Origin of the sequence: Pseudoalteromonas sp. JB197 (genome assembly GCF_002332205.1) — a bacterium.
GTDB lineage: Bacteria > Pseudomonadota > Gammaproteobacteria > Enterobacterales > Alteromonadaceae > Pseudoalteromonas > Pseudoalteromonas nigrifaciens.
In genome coordinates this window covers 3,150,263-3,168,043 of sequence record NZ_NRGZ01000001.1, presented here as the reverse complement: position 1 = coordinate 3,168,043, position 17,781 = coordinate 3,150,263, and the positions used below count along the sequence as shown (strand labels likewise).

11 protein-coding genes and 3 rRNA genes are annotated in these 17,781 nt (G+C 42.1%); 3 read left to right on the top strand and 11 right to left on the bottom strand.

Features of this window, described 5'->3' with window-relative positions:
* The first annotated feature begins 15 nt into the window (after window positions 1–15).
* The 3 genes from CIK86_RS14825 to CIK86_RS14815 are packed head-to-tail and all read left to right on the top strand — an operon-like array spanning window position 16 to window position 3,033.
* Window positions 16–690, top strand: a complete 675-nt coding sequence (locus tag CIK86_RS14825) for a response regulator transcription factor (protein WP_011329418.1) — start codon at window positions 16–18, stop codon at window positions 688–690.
* Entirely contained in the window at window positions 671–2,104 is a 1,434-nt protein-coding gene (locus CIK86_RS14820) for a HAMP domain-containing sensor histidine kinase (protein ID WP_011329419.1), read from the top strand. Before CIK86_RS14825 ends, CIK86_RS14820 begins: the two co-directional genes overlap by 20 nt.
* Before the next feature lie 50 nt (window positions 2,105–2,154).
* Entirely contained in the window at window positions 2,155–3,033 is an 879-nt protein-coding gene (locus CIK86_RS14815; RefSeq protein ID WP_086994760.1) for a TraB/GumN family protein, read from the top strand.
* A 47-nt stretch (window positions 3,034–3,080) separates the two neighbouring features.
* Here the strand turns inward: CIK86_RS14815 and CIK86_RS14810 are convergent, their stop codons facing one another.
* The 11 genes from CIK86_RS14810 to rpsK form a co-directional block, all read right to left on the bottom strand.
* Window positions 3,081–4,490, bottom strand: a complete 1,410-nt coding sequence (locus CIK86_RS14810; RefSeq protein ID WP_086994763.1) for an ATP-binding cassette domain-containing protein — start codon at window positions 4,488–4,490, stop codon at window positions 3,081–3,083.
* 160 nt (window positions 4,491–4,650) lie between these two features.
* Entirely contained in the window at window positions 4,651–6,987 is a 2,337-nt protein-coding gene (locus CIK86_RS14805; RefSeq protein ID WP_086994766.1) for a fatty acid cis/trans isomerase, read from the bottom strand.
* Window positions 6,987–7,349 (bottom strand): hypothetical protein, encoded by a 363-nt coding sequence (locus tag CIK86_RS14800; RefSeq protein WP_011329423.1) that lies wholly within the window; start codon window positions 7,347–7,349, stop codon window positions 6,987–6,989. Before CIK86_RS14800 ends, CIK86_RS14805 begins: the two co-directional genes overlap by 1 nt.
* 340 nt (window positions 7,350–7,689) lie before the next feature.
* Window positions 7,690–7,804, bottom strand: a 5S ribosomal RNA gene (gene rrf / locus CIK86_RS14795).
* 205 nt (window positions 7,805–8,009) lie between these two features.
* A 23S ribosomal RNA gene (locus tag CIK86_RS14790) occupies window positions 8,010–10,898 on the bottom strand.
* Between the two features lie 300 nt (window positions 10,899–11,198).
* Window positions 11,199–12,734: ribosomal RNA gene (locus tag CIK86_RS14785) — 16S ribosomal RNA — on the bottom strand.
* Together the 16S, 23S and 5S rRNA genes form the textbook arrangement of a ribosomal RNA operon.
* Before the next feature lie 1,024 nt (window positions 12,735–13,758).
* Window positions 13,759–14,862 carry an RNA-guided endonuclease TnpB family protein gene (locus CIK86_RS14780; RefSeq protein ID WP_096317104.1) on the bottom strand — a complete coding sequence of 368 codons (1,104 nt, stop codon included), beginning with the start codon at window positions 14,860–14,862 and terminating at the stop codon, window positions 13,759–13,761.
* Between the two features lie 428 nt (window positions 14,863–15,290).
* Window positions 15,291–15,692, bottom strand: coding sequence for a 50S ribosomal protein L17 (gene rplQ, locus CIK86_RS14775; RefSeq protein ID WP_002959450.1), 402 nt, complete (start codon window positions 15,690–15,692; stop codon window positions 15,291–15,293).
* Between the two features lie 39 nt (window positions 15,693–15,731).
* The gene (gene rpoA / locus CIK86_RS14770; protein WP_011329437.1) at window positions 15,732–16,718 is read right to left on the bottom strand and encodes a DNA-directed RNA polymerase subunit alpha; all 987 of its coding nucleotides are present in this window, start codon (window positions 16,716–16,718) and stop codon (window positions 15,732–15,734) included.
* A 24-nt stretch (window positions 16,719–16,742) separates the two neighbouring features.
* Window positions 16,743–17,363 (bottom strand): 30S ribosomal protein S4, encoded by a 621-nt coding sequence (gene rpsD / locus CIK86_RS14765; protein WP_011329438.1) that lies wholly within the window; start codon window positions 17,361–17,363, stop codon window positions 16,743–16,745.
* 21 nt (window positions 17,364–17,384) lie between these two features.
* Window positions 17,385–17,771, bottom strand: coding sequence for a 30S ribosomal protein S11 (gene rpsK, locus CIK86_RS14760; RefSeq protein ID WP_002959471.1), 387 nt, complete (start codon window positions 17,769–17,771; stop codon window positions 17,385–17,387).
* Between the last annotated feature and the right edge of the window lie 10 nt (window positions 17,772–17,781).

The following is a 17,781-nucleotide window of genomic DNA, read 5'->3' as shown; positions in this document are numbered from 1 at the left end:
ACAAATCGAGCAAAGATGAACATCCTCGTTATTGAAGACTCAGAAGCACTAAGGCGCAGCCTGCAAGTAGGCCTTGGCAACCTTGGTTTTACCGTAGATGAAACCGGTGACGGCTCAGAAGGATTAAGCATGGCACTTAGTGGAAACTACGACCTAATATTACTTGATTTAATGCTACCCAGTGTAGATGGCATGAGTATTTTGCAAGCATTGCGCAGCAGTAATAACCAAAGCCGTGTACTTATTTTATCTGCTCGTAGTGAGCCGCAAGATAAAATAAATGGCCTTATGAAAGGGGCTGACGATTATTTAACTAAGCCGTTTTCGTTTGAAGAACTTCACGCTCGCGTGCTTGCGCTACTTCGCCGTGGTTCACTGCAAAACCAACAAAATACGCTTACCGTAGGTGACTGTGTATTAGATCTTTCGCTAAAAACACTTCATTACCAGCAACATGCCATTGAACTCACTCGTAATGAATACAAAATAATAGAGTGCTTATTTAATGCCCCCGAGCGAGTATTAGGGCTGGAGCTTATAAGTGAAGCGGTGGTCGGTCAGTTCGATATGCTCTCTAAAAATGCGCTTGAAGCACATATATCAACCATACGTAAAAAAGTAAGACAGTTTGATGGCGAACTCCCTATAAAAAATAAACGTGGGTTTGGTTATGTCGCAACAACAAAGTAAAAGTCACTCAATAAAACGTAAACTCGTTAATAATATTAGCGCGGTGATCTCCGTTATATTATTCACTATATTTTTAACTGTTGATTTAAGTGTAGATTCTTGGGTAGAGGAGCAGTTTAATCAATCCCTCACTAATAAAGCTAACTACTTAAAAACCTTAGTAGAGGATGACAACGGTAAAGTTGAGTTTGAATTTTCGGGTAAATTCATGTCGGAATACGAACAAGCCGACGCCAGTGAGTTTTACCAATTATGGCATGGCAGCGAGGTGTTTGAGCGCTCTCAATCGTTACAACTGTATAAAAACACTCAACTGCCTTTTTTAGAACTACCTATAAACGAATCTAAAATAATTGATTACGACTTACCTAACGGACAAAGCGGCCGAGTACTTATAAGCCACTTTGTTGCTAAAAAAGATATTAGAAACACCAACGCATCAGCTACTATTAACAGTATGACCCTGGCAATAGCAGCCCCAACGGCCGAACTTAATAAAGTACTGATCATTATTGATGTGGTGTTTATTCTCACCTGTGTGATTGGTGTATTTGGCGTGCGCTACTTGGTTACACGCATTGTAAATAAAGGGCTATTTCCGCTACACAACCTGAACGAGCAAATAAAACTTCTCGATATTACAACCGTGGCACAAACTATAGAAAGCGACTTTAAAGTAGAAGAAATAGAGCCTATACGCAATGAACTCAATAAATTCATTACTACTAATCAGCAGCTTTATAGTAATGAAAAACGCCTTACCAGCGATATAGCGCACGAGCTTAAAACTCCCATTGCAGAGCTAATAAGCTTATCCGAGGTCGCACTTAAATACCCAGATGACAAGCGTATTAGCGATACCTATACCAGTGACGTACTCAGTATTTCTGAGCGTATGAAAACCATTGTAAACAACCTGCTCTTATTGCAGCGCTCAACTAGCAGCATAGAATTAAACGCGCAAACTATCGTTTTAAATAATTTGCTCAAACAAACAATTAATGAGCTAACCTTTAAACACCCTAATATTGCCACCCGTATAAATAATACTATTGCAAATAATGTAACCATTATTGCTGACGAGTTTAGCCTTAATACTATTTTATGTAATTTAATAGATAACGCGTTATTTTATGGTTTAACGCAGCACAACATCGAATTAAGTGCCGTAAGTAACCCAAAATCCACTATCATTTCATTAAGTAATAAAGTGGCTACAGTATTGAGCGAACAACAATTACAAGCTATTTTCGACCCGCTTTATCAGCTAGATTCATCTAGAACTAATAACCACCGTCACGGTTTAGGGTTATCTATTGTGCAGAGCTTATGTAACTTAAATGGCTTTACTATTACGGCTAGTAATACCGAAAACAATACGCTAACGTTTATATTAACGCTGCCCTCCGGGTAAATTTAGGTTAGTATTTACACTACTAATTTTTGAGATTTTAAGGACAAACCATGAATGCTCTTACTCGTATTAGCCACTTTTTTATTGTGGCGTTACTTATAACATTTAGCCTTAACAGCTATGCTGCTCCTGCGTTATACAAAATAGAAAAAAACGGAGTTAATTCCTATTTATTTGGCACTGTGCACGTAGGCGACGCCAGCATGCAAGGCTTGCCTAAAAATGTAACTGATGCAATTGATGCAAGCTCTCAAGTTATTGTAGAGGTAGATATAAACAAACTAACGCCACTGCAAATGCAGCAGCGCTCTATGCCACTCATGCTACTAAAAAACGGTAAAACATTGCAAACTGAGCTCTCTGCAGAAAATTACAATAAACTTAAAGATTATTTTGCCAAAAAGTCGATTGATGTGGCTATGTTTAATGGCTTAAAGCCATGGGCGGTAATGGTAACTATGATGCAAATTGAGTTTCAAAATGCCGGTTATTCAGATAAAACAGGTATTGATAAGCAAGTACTCGCTTACGCCAAAAATAAAGATATTAAAGTAGGGGAGCTGGAGACTCTTGAACAACAACTACAAATGTTTGATGGTATGGAATTATTAAGTAATGAAATGATTGCAGAAACCTTTGAGCAGCTTGCCGACATTAATACCTACTTTATTAAGCTAGTTGATGCCTGGAAAAATGGCGATATGCAAACTCTAACCAATTATTACAATACTAGTTTTGATGATAGTAATTACGGTGAAATTAGTGAGCAAGTAATGCTCATTAACCGCAACAACAACTGGATTAAACAACTAACACCACGTTTAGTAAACGAGCAACTATTTATTGCCGTCGGCGCACTGCACTTACCTGAACAACACGGCTTACTTAAACAATTAAAAGATAAAGGTTTTAACGTTACTCGTCTTTAAAATAAAAAATAGGTTGAGTGATTTTTCATTCAACCTTTCTCTCAGTTTTAATTAAAATCTTCCATTTTTAAGTAATTCTCTATACCGTTAATTTTATCTGCCGCATGATGATTTACATAAATTACCGTGCTGCTGCCTGCGGCGCATATTTTTTCAATCAATAATAGCACTCGCTGTCGGTTTGCCTCATCTAACCCTAAACAGGGCTCGTCTAAAATAAGCAAAGTTGGGTGCTTAACCATAGCGCGGGCAATAAGTAACAATCGCTGATCGCCATACGATAACTGAGTAAACGAGGTATTATATTGCTCCTCCAAACCTATTAACGCGAGCCATTGTTTGGCAATATTAATTTGTGCATCACTTGGGGTTTGATACAAACCTATACTGTCGTAAAAGCCAGAAACAATAGTATTTAATGCCGAAATACTCACCCTATAATCCATGTGTAGCGCATTCGATATAAAGCCAATATGTTGCTTTATATCCCAAATACTCTCCCCTGTGCCACGCTTAAAGCCAAACACTTCAATATTGTTGTTATAACACTGCGGATTATCGCCAGTAATTAAATTTAATAAGCAGGTTTTACCTGAGCCATTTTTACCACTTAACTGCCAATGCTGATGTTTATTAATAGTCCAATCAAGCCCTGTAAAAATACTCAAACCACTATAACTTACACTTGCTTGGCTTAGCTTTACCAAGGTATTGCCCGTAAACACTCCTTGAACTTGCGCGCTATCTCGCTCTGGAATATTCAGTTGGCTGTGCTCTAAGTGCAGTAACTTGAGTAAATCGGCTACTTGCTCTGCATTTGGATGCGCTAAAATAGACTGTAAACACCCTTGATTTACATAACCATAATGAGTAATAAAAGCAGGGATTTCGTCTACACGATTCACTACAAACACAAAACTAATATATTCACTTAATTGCGCCAAAATGACATTAAGCGCAGTACTCGACTCTACATCAAGCCCGTCAAAGGGCTCATCAAGCACCACTAAATTAGGCCGCGAACTCAGCGCTTTAATTAATAATAACTTTCGAGTTTCACCGGTTGAAAGCTCCCTAAAATGACGAGCTAGTAATTTATCAAAGTCTAATATGTTAATTAAACGCTGCGCCAAATCGACATCATAATTGGCTGTACCCAATAACAGCTCTTTCACTGAGCTTTGTTTGTCATTTTTTAGTTCTTTATTAATAAGCTGTTTTTGCGCATCAGATGAAACCAATTGCACAGCATCTATACTGCAACTGCGCTTACCACTACTGTGCTTAGCTTCGCCAGCTAACGCAGCAGTAATAGCTGACTTGCCGGCACCATTAGCGCCAAGCAACAACCAATGCTCGCCTTGGTTAACCTGCCAACTTAGGTCATTGATATGGTAACGACTTTGCCCTTGGCCTTGTAAATAGCCACTAAATGCTTGAAGCTGAATTGACTGCACTGTTTACTCTTATTATTTATTCTACTTAATTTAAATTACCGCAAAGTTAAACTTCGAAGCAACCGCTATTTCCTGCACTGTAAATTATTTCAAGTAATAAACAGCAAGCAATAAAAAAGCCCAGCAACTTAGTGCTGGGCTTGCGTTTAGTTCATTAAAACTAGCGGTTTTCTAAGCGATTATAGTCAAACATACCGTATTCAACACCACGATACTGCTTAGCAGCCCGATGTAAAATGTCGCTATACTGCCAAAATTGTGGATGAGTACGGCGAATGCCAAACTTAGATTTTAACGCACGATAATCAGCTTCAATTTGCATCAGTGGTAACTGCTCTGCAAATGCTGCAACTTGCTGTTGATTATTTAAATACCAAATAGCACTTGGATAATCCCCAATAAAACCAGGAACTAGAGTGACAGTATCTTCTTCAAAAGCTCGCTGACCTTCTTCGTTAAGTAAGCTAGAGATATTGTAATGTGCGTTATGATGAATAATGGTATACGCTTTATGGCTATTGTCTGTTTGCTTAACCAATACATAAGATACAGGTGGCAATAAGTTAATTGCCTTAACAGGCATAGTATTAATACTTGCTAACGGCCCAGAAACGCTAGTGTAATCGTAATGCTCACTAAGTACGGGCGATAATGCCGTTTTAATTAAGCCATAAAGCTCATGTTGCGGATCATCGGTTTTATAAACTATTCCGCTAGGTTGGCTAAACTCTTGGTTACTTTTAAAGAACTTAGATAAGCTAGGCGGTGACTTACGATACCAACTACTTTTAATTTGCTCTCGTTTATCTTCAGGTAATAGGCCAAGAAAGTTACCCTCTCCCTCTAAACGTAAAAAATCCATATATAAACGTGTAACGAGTTGGTGCCCTACATTGCCATATACATCAAATCCAGCAACCAATAAATAGTGAATGCGCTCAAATAAAGCATAATCAAGCACCCACATAGTTTTAGGCTCTTGTCCAATTAAGCCTTTCACAACCGTGGCACTGTCTGAGTGACGAAATACAGTTAACGCAGCATTTTTATTAACACCATCACCTTTCCACAATAAATTAGTGGTTAAGTGATCGCCATTTTTAAACAGCTCATTAGCCAGCTCAACTTTAGCTTTTAAGTAACGTTTTTCGCGCACCGAATATTTAATCCAGCTTTTAATCGCTAATGCGTTACTTTCTTCAGCGGCAGGTAGCTCAAGCGCATCTTCGTGCTGAATCAGCATTTCACCTACAGCAGGAGTAGCCACTTTTTTAGGATCAGCAAATGCAACCCAAAAATGATCATTTATGACGTTAAGTGCAATTTGCCCACGACAAACCGGCCCTTTAATAAAGCCCATAATTATTAACTCAGCTTCATCAAGCATAAACTGATATTTTGAGTCGATTGGAATCACTTCATAGGTTTTAAAAGGATTAGAGGCAGCCTTTGGCTCATAGCTTGGCATGCTCGCTACCGTATATTCAGGCTCTATAAACTGCTGATATAAACGCGTTAGCTTTGCATCATTTAATTTAAGTGGCAAATGTGTTTTTGACAAAATAGTTGAGCGTTCATGCATCATTCGATAGTAAACACGTTCAACATTAGGATCATCATAAGGACGACGTGTGCTAATGAGTTTAATATCTTCACCGGGTGGTGTACTTGAGCGCACTAATTTAAAAAAGGTTTGCGTGTTTTCTGGAGTGAAATAGATATTTGCTAAAAACCAATGCTCGTAAATATAACGCGCAGAAAGCTGATACTTTAAACTATCTTGATTTAAAAATGCTTCCCAACGCTTAATTTGTTGTAGCTCAAACGCTGTTGGCGGTGCAATATTGGCCATTTTACCACCGTTTTTCAGCCAATTTTGTAAGTGCTTAAATTCCTCACGCGATACGCCTGGCAAACCATAAGGCATACCACCATGTGGTTGATCATCCGCCAACCTATCAAACTCTCCCATAGTGGCACAGGTTTGAGAGCGACTTAACGAAAAATCAAAATCATCATCATCAAGTACTTCATTGTTAGCAATATCAGAGCTTTGCTTTAGCACTAAGCTATTAAATAACACACTGCCTGCTAAGTTTGCTTCTATGCTTTGCTCGCGCTCATTTAGCACCGGCGAAAAACCTTTATCACGCCATTGCTGGGTATTATCTGCATCAAACAACAAACGGCTCGGTGTAGTGGCTAATAAACGCGTACCATCATAGACCAGCTCTTTACTTAAACCTCTATCAATGCCTTCGGGAGATGAGAGCTTAAGCTGACATGGCGCATCGTAGCAACCGTGGCAAACTACACAGCGTGTATCAAGCACTGGCTTTACATTTTGTAAAAAATCAGCCCCCTCAATTGTACTATGTAAAACCATACGATCTTGTGTTTGCTCAGGGCCAAATAAATCATTGTAATGAGCATTACCTAAATACGCACAGCCACTTAAAATAATCAGTATTAGCGTACTTATTACGACTTTTCTCATCATTCGTCCTCATCGCCTAAATCAAACGTAGGCATCATATCCATTTGTGGAGAAACAAATGTTTGTTGATCTGCTGTAATCAGTACTGCACTTAATAATGGCCCGCGGGTTAAAGTTAATTGTGCATCATGCTGTTGCTCTGCAATATCTGCCAGTTCAGGGTTAACTATTGTTAACTGATAGCTCTCAACACTAATTGCTATACTACTGTCTTCACTAGGGTTTTGACATAGTTGAGTCAGCAATTCGTCATCTAGTGGCAATGAAATTTCAAAGTCAGGTTGCTCTAAATCTCTGTCACTTAAAGTGTCATCAAAAAGAAATAAAGGAAGGGTTAAAGTGCTATCTTGTTCAAATTCCATTGTGCTGATTCTCTCAATACGGCTATACAGGCTATTTATAAAACAATTATAGCAAATAATAAGATCAAAAATTAGCGAAAGTTATCAACAGTAACTACGCCTATGTGCTGTATTTAGTGATAAAAAACGAATAACAACATTATCAATTCAATCATACTCACAAGTTAAGTTTAACCTTATTCGCCGGTGGTGATTTTTTTATGATTTTATCATCGGGTATCGCGTTGCTCGCCCGACCTACGTGTTAGGGGATGTGAGTGTGCATTAATTGTACGAACTTCACTTTTCTGCAGACGTAAAAAAGCCCGACTATTTCTAGTCGGGCTTTCTACAATTTGGAGCCTGGCAATGTCCTACTTTCACATAGCAAATGCTACACTATCATCGGCGCTGTTTCGTTTCACTACTGAGTTCGGCATGGGGTCAGGTGGGTCCAAAACGCTATGGTTACCAAGCAAATATGGTGCAAAGAATAAATGACAAGCACGTAGTGCTACCATTTTCTTTGCGCAAGGTGCCTCAATGTTAACGCTACGCGCTAAGAGTCACCTCTAAATTTGGAAAATATCTGATAATATTTTTTAAGTCTTTACGTAAATATCTACTTTAGCAATATTAACTTCTTGCTTGAACTGTCACATAAAACGCGTTTGGCGTTGTATGGTTAAGCCTCACGGGTAATTAGTACAAGTTAGCTTAATGCCTCACAGCACTTCCACATCTTGCCTATCAACGTTGTAGTCTCCAACGGCCCTTCAGAGAGCTTATAGCTCTAGTGAGAAATCATCTCGAGGCCTGCTTCGCGCTTAGATGCTTTCAGCGCTTATCAGTTCCGAACGTAGCTACCGGGCAATGCCATTGGCATGACAACCCGAACACCAGCGGTTCGTTCACTCCGGTCCTCTCGTACTAGGAGCAACCCCTCTCAATTCTCAAACGCCCACGGCAGATAGGGACCGAACTGTCTCACGACGTTCTAAACCCAGCTCGCGTACCACTTTAAATGGCGAACAGCCATACCCTTGGGACCGACTTCAGCCCCAGGATGTGATGAGCCGACATCGAGGTGCCAAACACCGCCGTCGATATGAACTCTTGGGCGGTATCAGCCTGTTATCCCCGGAGTACCTTTTATCCGTTGAGCGATGGCCCTTCCATTCAGAACCACCGGATCACTATGACCTACTTTCGTACCTGCTCGACGTGTCTGTCTCGCAGTTAAGCTGGCTTCTACCATTACACTAACCGTACGATGTCCGACCGTACTTAGCCAACCTTCGTGCTCCTCCGTTACTCTTTAGGAGGAGACCGCCCCAGTCAAACTACCCACCAGGCACTGTCCGTAACCCCGATTCAGGGGCCAACGTTAGAACATCAAAACTACAAGGGTGGTATTTCAAGGTTGACTCCAACAAAACTAGCGTCTCATCTTCAAAGTCTCCCACCTATCCTACACATGTAGGTTCAATGTTCAGTGCCAAGCTGTAGTAAAGGTTCACGGGGTCTTTCCGTCTAGCCGCGGGTACACAGCATCTTCACTGCGATTTCAATTTCACTGAGTCTCGGGTGGAGACAGCGTGGCCATGGTTACACCATTCGTGCAGGTCGGAACTTACCCGACAAGGAATTTCGCTACCTTAGGACCGTTATAGTTACGGCCGCCGTTTACCGGGGCTTCGATCAAGAGCTTCTCCCTAAGGATAACCCCATCAATTAACCTTCCGGCACCGGGCAGGTGTCACACCGTATACGTCATCTTGCGATTTTGCACAGTGCTGTGTTTTTAATAAACAGTCCCAGCCACCTGGTCACTGCGGCTCCCGTCCGCTTAGAGAGCAAGTCTCATCACAGATAGGAGCGTACCTTCTCCCGAAGTTACGGTACGATTTTGCCTAGTTCCTTCACCCGAGTTCTCTCAAGCGCCTTAGTATTCTCTACCTGACCACCTGTGTCGGTTTGGGGTACGATTCCATATAATCTGAAGCTTAGAGGCTTTTCCTGGAAGTATGGCATCAGCAACTTCATCACCGTGGTGACTCGTCTCGTGTCTCAGGTTTAGTGTTCGTCCGGATTTACCTAAACAAACGCCCTACTCACTTTCACATGGACTACCAACGCCATGCTTGCTTAGCCTGCTCCGTCCCCCCATCGCAATTATATCGAGTACAGAAATATTAATCTGTTTCCCATCGACTACGCCTTTCGGCCTCGCCTTAGGGGTCGACTTACCCTACCCTGATTAACATGGGATAGGAACCCTTGGTCTTCCGGCGTGGGAGTTTTTCACTCCCATTATCGTTACTCATGTCAGCATTCGCACTTCTGATACCTCCAGCAACCCTCCCGGGTCACCTTCAACGGCTTACAGAACGCTCCCCTACCACTCATCCTAAGATGAATCCGCAGCTTCGGTGCATAGTTTAGCCCCGTTACATCTTCCGCGCAGACCGACTCGACCAGTGAGCTATTACGCTTTCTTTAAAGGATGGCTGCTTCTAAGCCAACCTCCTGGCTGTCTGGGCCTTTCCACATCGTTTCCCACTTAACTATGACTTTGGGACCTTAGCTGGCGGTCTGGGTTGTTTCCCTCTTCACGACGGACGTTAGCACCCGCCGTGTGTCTCCCGGATATTACTTTACGGTATTCGGAGTTTGCAAAGGGTTGGTAAGTCGGGATGACCCCCTAGCCTTAACAGTGCTCTACCCCCGTAAGTATTCGTCCGAGGCTCTACCTAAATAGATTTCGGGGAGAACCAGCTATCTCCCGGTTTGATTAGCCTTTCACTCCTAACCACAAGTCATCCCCTAACTTTTCAACGTTAGTGGGTTCGGTCCTCCAGTTGATGTTACTCAACCTTCAACCTGCTCATGGCTAGATCACCGGGTTTCGGGTCTATACCTTGCAACTATTCGCCCAGTTAAGACTCGGTTTCCCTACGGCTACCCTAATCGGTTAACCTCGCTACAAAATATAAGTCGCTGACCCATTATACAAAAGGTACGCAGTCACCCAACAAGTGGGCTCCTACTGCTTGTACGTACACGGTTTCAGGTTCTATTTCACTCCCCTCACAGGGGTTCTTTTCGCCTTTCCCTCACGGTACTGGTTCACTATCGGTCAGTTGGGAGTATTTAGCCTTAGATGATGGTCCACCTATATTCAGTCAAAGTTTCACGTGCTCCGACCTACTCGATTTCACTTAAAATGTCTTTTCATGTACGGGACTATCACCCTGTATCGTGGCGCTTTCCAGCAGCCTTCCATTAACACATAATAAGCTTAAGGGCTGTTCCGATTTCGCTCGCCGCTACTTTCGGAATCTCGGTTGATTTCTTTTCCTACGGGTACTTAGATGTTTCAGTTCTCCGCGTTCGCCTCGTTAACCTATGTATTCAGTTAACGATACCTGCAAGCAGGTGGGTTTCCCCATTCGGAAATCCTAGTCTCAAGTGCTTTTTACTAGCTTGACTAGGCTTATCGCAAGTTAATACGTCCTTCATCGCCTCCAACTGCCAAGGCATCCACCGTGTACGCTTAGTCACTTAACCATACAACCCAAACGGGTCTTTGTTGTGTGACAGTTTAACTTCGCCAGAAGTCAATATTGAATACTAAAGTAGATACCAATCAATCAACTCGTAAGAGTTAATTAAATGGCACTGAATGGTACTGCTACCATTCTTTTTTTACTTTTGAAAACTCTTGATAAATAACAATGTTATTCATCAGAATTTTATTATCAGCTTTTCCAAATTTTTAAAGAGCATATTAATTAGTTATCCCGAAGGACAAGCACTAATTAACAATCATCTGTGTGGACACTACGAACAAATAAGTTCTAAATCGTATAAGGAGGTGATCCAGCCCCAGGTTCCCCTAGGGCTACCTTGTTACGACTTCACCCCAGTCATGAATCACTCCGTGGTAAACGTCCTCCCGAGGGTTAGACTATCTACTTCTGGAGCAACCCACTCCCATGGTGTGACGGGCGGTGTGTACAAGGCCCGGGAACGTATTCACCGCGTCATTCTGATACGCGATTACTAGCGATTCCGACTTCATGGAGTCGAGTTGCAGACTCCAATCCGGACTACGACGCACTTTAAGTGATTCGCTTACTCTCGCGAGTTCGCAGCACTCTGTATGCGCCATTGTAGCACGTGTGTAGCCCTACACGTAAGGGCCATGATGACTTGACGTCGTCCCCACCTTCCTCCGGTTTATCACCGGCAGTCTCCTTAGAGTTCTCAGCATTACCTGCTAGCAACTAAGGATAGGGGTTGCGCTCGTTGCGGGACTTAACCCAACATCTCACAACACGAGCTGACGACAGCCATGCAGCACCTGTATCAGAGTTCCCGAAGGCACCAAACCATCTCTGGTAAGTTCTCTGTATGTCAAGTGTAGGTAAGGTTCTTCGCGTTGCATCGAATTAAACCACATGCTCCACCGCTTGTGCGGGCCCCCGTCAATTCATTTGAGTTTTAACCTTGCGGCCGTACTCCCCAGGCGGTCTACTTAATGCGTTAGCTTTGAAAAACAGAACCGAGGCTCCGAGCTTCTAGTAGACATCGTTTACGGCGTGGACTACCGGGGTATCTAATCCCGTTTGCTCCCCACGCTTTCGTACATGAGCGTCAGTGTTGACCCAGGTGGCTGCCTTCGCCATCGGTATTCCTTCAGATCTCTACGCATTTCACCGCTACACCTGAAATTCTACCACCCTCTATCACACTCTAGTTTGCCAGTTCGAAATGCAGTTCCCAGGTTGAGCCCGGGGCTTTCACATCTCGCTTAACAAACCGCCTGCGTACGCTTTACGCCCAGTAATTCCGATTAACGCTCGCACCCTCCGTATTACCGCGGCTGCTGGCACGGAGTTAGCCGGTGCTTCTTCTGTCAGTAACGTCACAGCTAGCAGGTATTAACTACTAACCTTTCCTCCTGACTGAAAGTGCTTTACAACCCGAAGGCCTTCTTCACACACGCGGCATGGCTGCATCAGGCTTGCGCCCATTGTGCAATATTCCCCACTGCTGCCTCCCGTAGGAGTCTGGGCCGTGTCTCAGTCCCAGTGTGGCTGATCATCCTCTCAAACCAGCTAGGGATCGTCGCCTTGGTGAGCCATTACCTCACCAACTAGCTAATCCCACTTGGGCCAATCTAAAGGCGAGAGCCGAAGCCCCCTTTGGTCCGTAGACATTATGCGGTATTAGCAGTCGTTTCCAACTGTTGTCCCCCACCTCAAGGCATGTTCCCAAGCATTACTCACCCGTCCGCCGCTCGTCAGCAAAGTAGCAAGCTACTTTCTGTTACCGCTCGACTTGCATGTGTTAGGCCTGCCGCCAGCGTTCAATCTGAGCCATGATCAAACTCTTCAATTAAAAAGTTTTATGTCTTTCGACAGCTCAATGAATTCTGAATTTATTTTAATATCTTTCGATATTGAATTGACTGTGCCGAATAATTACCGAAATAACTATTCTGTTGGTCACTCAGCTTTCAATTGAGACTCTAATTTGTTTGCCTCGCTAATTACCCATAAAGAGTAAGTAGATTGGCTGTTAGAACTCAATCTGTACGAGTGCCCACACAGATGATTGCTTTATATTGTTAAAGAACGTTTTGAGTCGCTTTAGCGTCTCAAGGGATGCGTATAATACATCCTTTATTTTTCGAGTCAACACTTTGTTTTAAACTTTCTTTTTGGAAGATTTAAAACCGAAGTTTTATTTAACTCTCTGAGTAGTTGCTGCCTTGCTATGCTTCGGCGTTTCCCTTCTCAGTGGGGTCGCATTATAGGGAGATCCGAAAACAGTTCAACTGTTTTTTAAAGAAAACTTGAAATAAACTGCTGTTCGCTGAGTATTTGAGCTAAACGCTTAAAAACACAACTAAACTACTATCGTTAAGAAATTTATAGCGCTATTTGAAATTAAAGTTATGACAACTACTAATGAATAAAGACATATTTGGATCATCTATGCTAAATAACTAACCAATATGAGAAGACTCGTATTACTTAAAATCATTTAAAGTAATCAAAAGGCGAAAATTGAATTGATCGAGCTATGTTTAATCATAATTTAATAATATTAAGAAGTAAGTTTACTTAGGCCGTAATACTCAACCTTGATATGAGATTCTTAATATAGGTATATAGGTAAATAGGTAAATAGGTAAATAGGTAAATAGGTAAATAGGTAAATAGGTAAATAGGTAAATAGGTAAATAGGTAAATAGGTAAATAGGTAAATAGGTAAATAGGTAAATGAGTACACGTTATGTCTTATAATCAGATTTTTGACATCCTCCCCCACCTCGCTTCGCGCCCGACATGTCGGGAAAGGAGGGGAATTCCTGTTTCATAGCGTATCGCTTTAAATTCAAAAGAATCTAAAGTCTTACTTACGCTCCACAGGCTAACACTGTCTGCCCGACAGCTTTAATATTCAGTGCCGCATTTATGTCGCGGTCTAGCTCGCTAGAGCATTGAGGACACGACCATTTGCGGATATGTAACGGCAAGGGATCGACAACGTAACCGCAGCAATTACAGCGTTTAGAGCTTGGATACCACTTATCAATCTTAACTACAGTTCGACCGTACCACTCAGCTTTGTAGGTAAGTTGGCGCACGAACTCGCCCCAGTTGGCATCGCTAATTGCTTTAGCAAGTTTTCGATTCTTGACCATGTTTTTTACGCTCAGACTTTCACAGCTAATCACTTGATTATCGTTTATCAATTGGGAAGTCAGTTTGTGGGTGAAGTCGTGACGACAATCAGCAATCTTTGCTTGAACGCGAGCGACTTTCTTTCTGGCTTTGTGGAAGTTAGAAGAACCTTTCTTCTTCTTCGATAGCACACGTTGAGTCTTAGCTAGTTTACTAGCGTAACGCTTGGTGTGACGGGGATTTCCAGACTTGAAACCGTTGGAGGCAATAACAAGGTCAGTCAAACCTAAATCAATACCGACTGTATTTTTACTAATCGATAGTGGTTTTGGCTCGAAGCGACACAGACAAGATACAAAGTAGCGACCCGCACTGTCTTTGCTAATTGTAATGGTGGTTGGTTCGCTAGGCAGCTCTCGCGACCAACGAACATTTATAGGTTGCTTAGATTTAGCCATGAACAACTGACCATCAGTATATCTGAATGCTGCTTTGGTTAGTTGTGCGCTTTGTTTCGAGCGCTTCTTTTTGAAAGTTGGGTATTTAGCTCGACCCTCAAAGAAGTTCTTAAAAGCAGTTTGTTGGTTTCTGATTGCTTGCTGCAAAGGAACGCTAGAAACATCATTAAGCCAAGGGAACTCAGGGTTTTTCTTGAGTTCAGTTAGATAGCTTGATGCTTTGCTGTAGTTAATCTTGATTTGCTCATTGTAGTAAGCATCAGTACGCCAACGAAGAATAGAGTTGTAAACAAAACGCGTACAGCCAAACGTCTGTTCAAGTAAGGTTACTTGCTCAGGTGTTGGGTAGAACCGTTGTTTAACCGCTATCTCTTTCATGCCTTACAAGATACACAGTGTTTTTGTAAGATTCAAGCTCTATTGTTAGCGCGTTGCGCTAAAACCTTACATCCCCGACCTAAAGGACGGAGTTTTTCGGCTCAAATGATAAATATAAACTTCGTAGTGGGCCGCTCTACTGGATAATCTAAATTTTGGAGTTGTATTATATAATAGCTCTAAACGAACAATATATAATGAAGATAATCCTTAACCATGATCTGATAGGCTATTTTGAATGAGTAATAAGTAAAGAGTAACTAGGTAGGGGTATTAAAGCAGGTCTTAAAACAACTTATCAATTTAGAATCTATGAGTCAGTACTCGTAAACGATCATAATAGAAGGTAATCACTGATTCATATAGATTAACAAATTTTAGGCAAGAAAAAGCCGAGCATAGGCTCGGCTTTTAGGTTTCTTTAAGACTTACTCTGCAGACTGTGCGTCTTCTTGAACTGCTTCGCTAGTCGCTGGGCGACCAACTAGTTCAATATAAGCCATTGGTGCATTATCACCAGTACGGAAGCCACACTTAAGAATACGAGTGTAACCACCTGGACGATCCGCGTTACGTGGACCGATTTCACTGAATAACTTACCAACAACTTCATTATCACGCGTGCGAGCAAACGCTAAACGGCGATTTGCTACACTGTCAGTCTTAGCCAGTGTGATTAAAGGTTCAATTACACGACGTAACTCTTTCGCTTTAGGCAAAGTAGTTTTGATGATTTCATGTTTCACCAAAGAACCTGCCATATTGCTAAACATCGCTTTACGATGGCTACTGTTACGGTTTAATTGACGACCACTCTTACGATGGCGCATGACCCTATCCTTCTAACTAAACTAATATAGTGATTTAGATTATTCAGCTAAACTTGCAGGTGGCCAATTTTCTAGGCGCATGCCTAGAGAAAGTCCACGTGAAGCTAGCACGTCTTTAATTTCAGTTAGAGACTTCTTACCTAAATTAGGCGTTTTAAGAAGCTCAACTTCAGTGCGCTGAACTAAATCACCGATATATTGAATTTGCTCGGCTTTCAAACAATTTGCTGAGCGTACTGTTAGTTCAAGATCATCAACTGGACGAAGTAGAATAGGATCGAATTCTGGCTTCTCTTCTTTCTCTTCTGGCTCAGTTACATCACGTAAATCTACGAATGCATCTAATTGCTCAGCTAAGATAGTAGACGCACGGCGGATCGCTTCTTCTGGATCTAAAGTGCCGTTTGTTTCCATATCAATGATTAACTTGTCTAAATCTGTACGTTGCTCAACTCGAGCTGATTCAACCGAGTACGCAATACGTTCAACTGGGCTAAATGATGCATCAAGCAACAATCTACCAATTGGACGCTCATCGTCATCAGAGGATAAACGACTAGATGCCGGCACATAACCACGACCACGTTCAACACGAATACGCATGCTGATCTCGCTGTTATTTGTTGTTAAATTACAAATAACATGATCTGGGTTAGCAATTGTTACATCGCCATCGTGCTGAATATCTGACGCAGTCACAGGGCCTACACCAGATTTAGCCAGGGTCAGAAAAACTTCATCTTTGCCTTCTAACGTTACTGCTAAACCTTTTAGGTTTAATAGTATTTCAATGATGTCTTCTTGAACGCCTTCTTTCGCGCTGTACTCATGCAATACACCGTCGATTTCAACTTCAGTTACTGCACATCCAGGCATAGATGAAAGCAGTATACGGCGTAAGGCATTACCCAAAGTGTGACCGAAGCCACGCTCAAGTGGTTCTAAAACTATTTTAGAACGTGTTGGGTTGATAGCGTCGATATCGACTAACCTTGGTTTTAGAAATTCTGTAACAGAACCCTGCATTTTATCCTCTCTTAACTCTTAACTTTACTTAGAGTAAAGTTCGACGATTAGTTGTTCATTAATGTCCGCAGACAGATCTGAACGCTCAGGTAGACGCTTAAAGCTGCCTTCCAATTTCTTACCGTCAACTTCAACCCAAGTCGGCTTTTCACGTTGCTCAGCCAACTCTAGAGCAGCGATGATACGTGCTTGTGTTTTAGACTTCTCACGGATTACAACAGTATCTTCTGGAGCAATTACGTACGAAGGAACATTCACAACACGACCATTAACTAAAATCGCTTTATGGCTTACTAACTGACGTGCTTCTGCACGTGTGCTAGCAAAACCCATGCGATATACAACATTGTCTAAACGTTGCTCTAATAGCTGTAACAAGTTTTCACCTGTATTACCTTTAAGGCGAGCAGCTTCTTTGTAGTAGTTACGGAATTGCTTTTCTAATACACCGTAGATACGACGTACTTTTTGCTTTTCACGTAATTGTAAACCGTAATCAGATAAGCGACCTTTACGAGCGCCATGCTGACCAGGTGCAGTCTCAAGTTTACACTTAGAGTCGATAGCTCTTACGCCGCTCTTAAGGAACAGGTCAGTGCCTTCACGACGACTCAGCTTGAGCTTAGGGCCCAAATATCTTGCCATGTTATTTCTCCTAACCTATTGTTAAACGCGACGTTTCTTCGGTGGACGACAACCATTATGTGGTATTGGCGTCACGTCAGTAATGTTGGTAATACGGTAGCCAGCAGCATTCAAAGCACGTACAGCAGATTCACGACCTGGACCTGGACCTTTGATGAAAACTTCTAGATTTTTTAAACCGTATTCTTGAGCAGCAGTACCTGCACGCTCTGCAGCAACCTGAGCAGCAAATGGAGTAGATTTACGTGAACCACGGAAACCTGAACCACCGGCAGTAGCCCATGATAGTGCATTACCTTGACGATCGGTAATCGTTACAATAGTGTTGTTGAAAGAAGCATGAACATGAGCCATACCATCAGCAACTTGTTTTTTAACCTTTTTACGACGAATTGGTGTCTTAGCCATAATACTATCC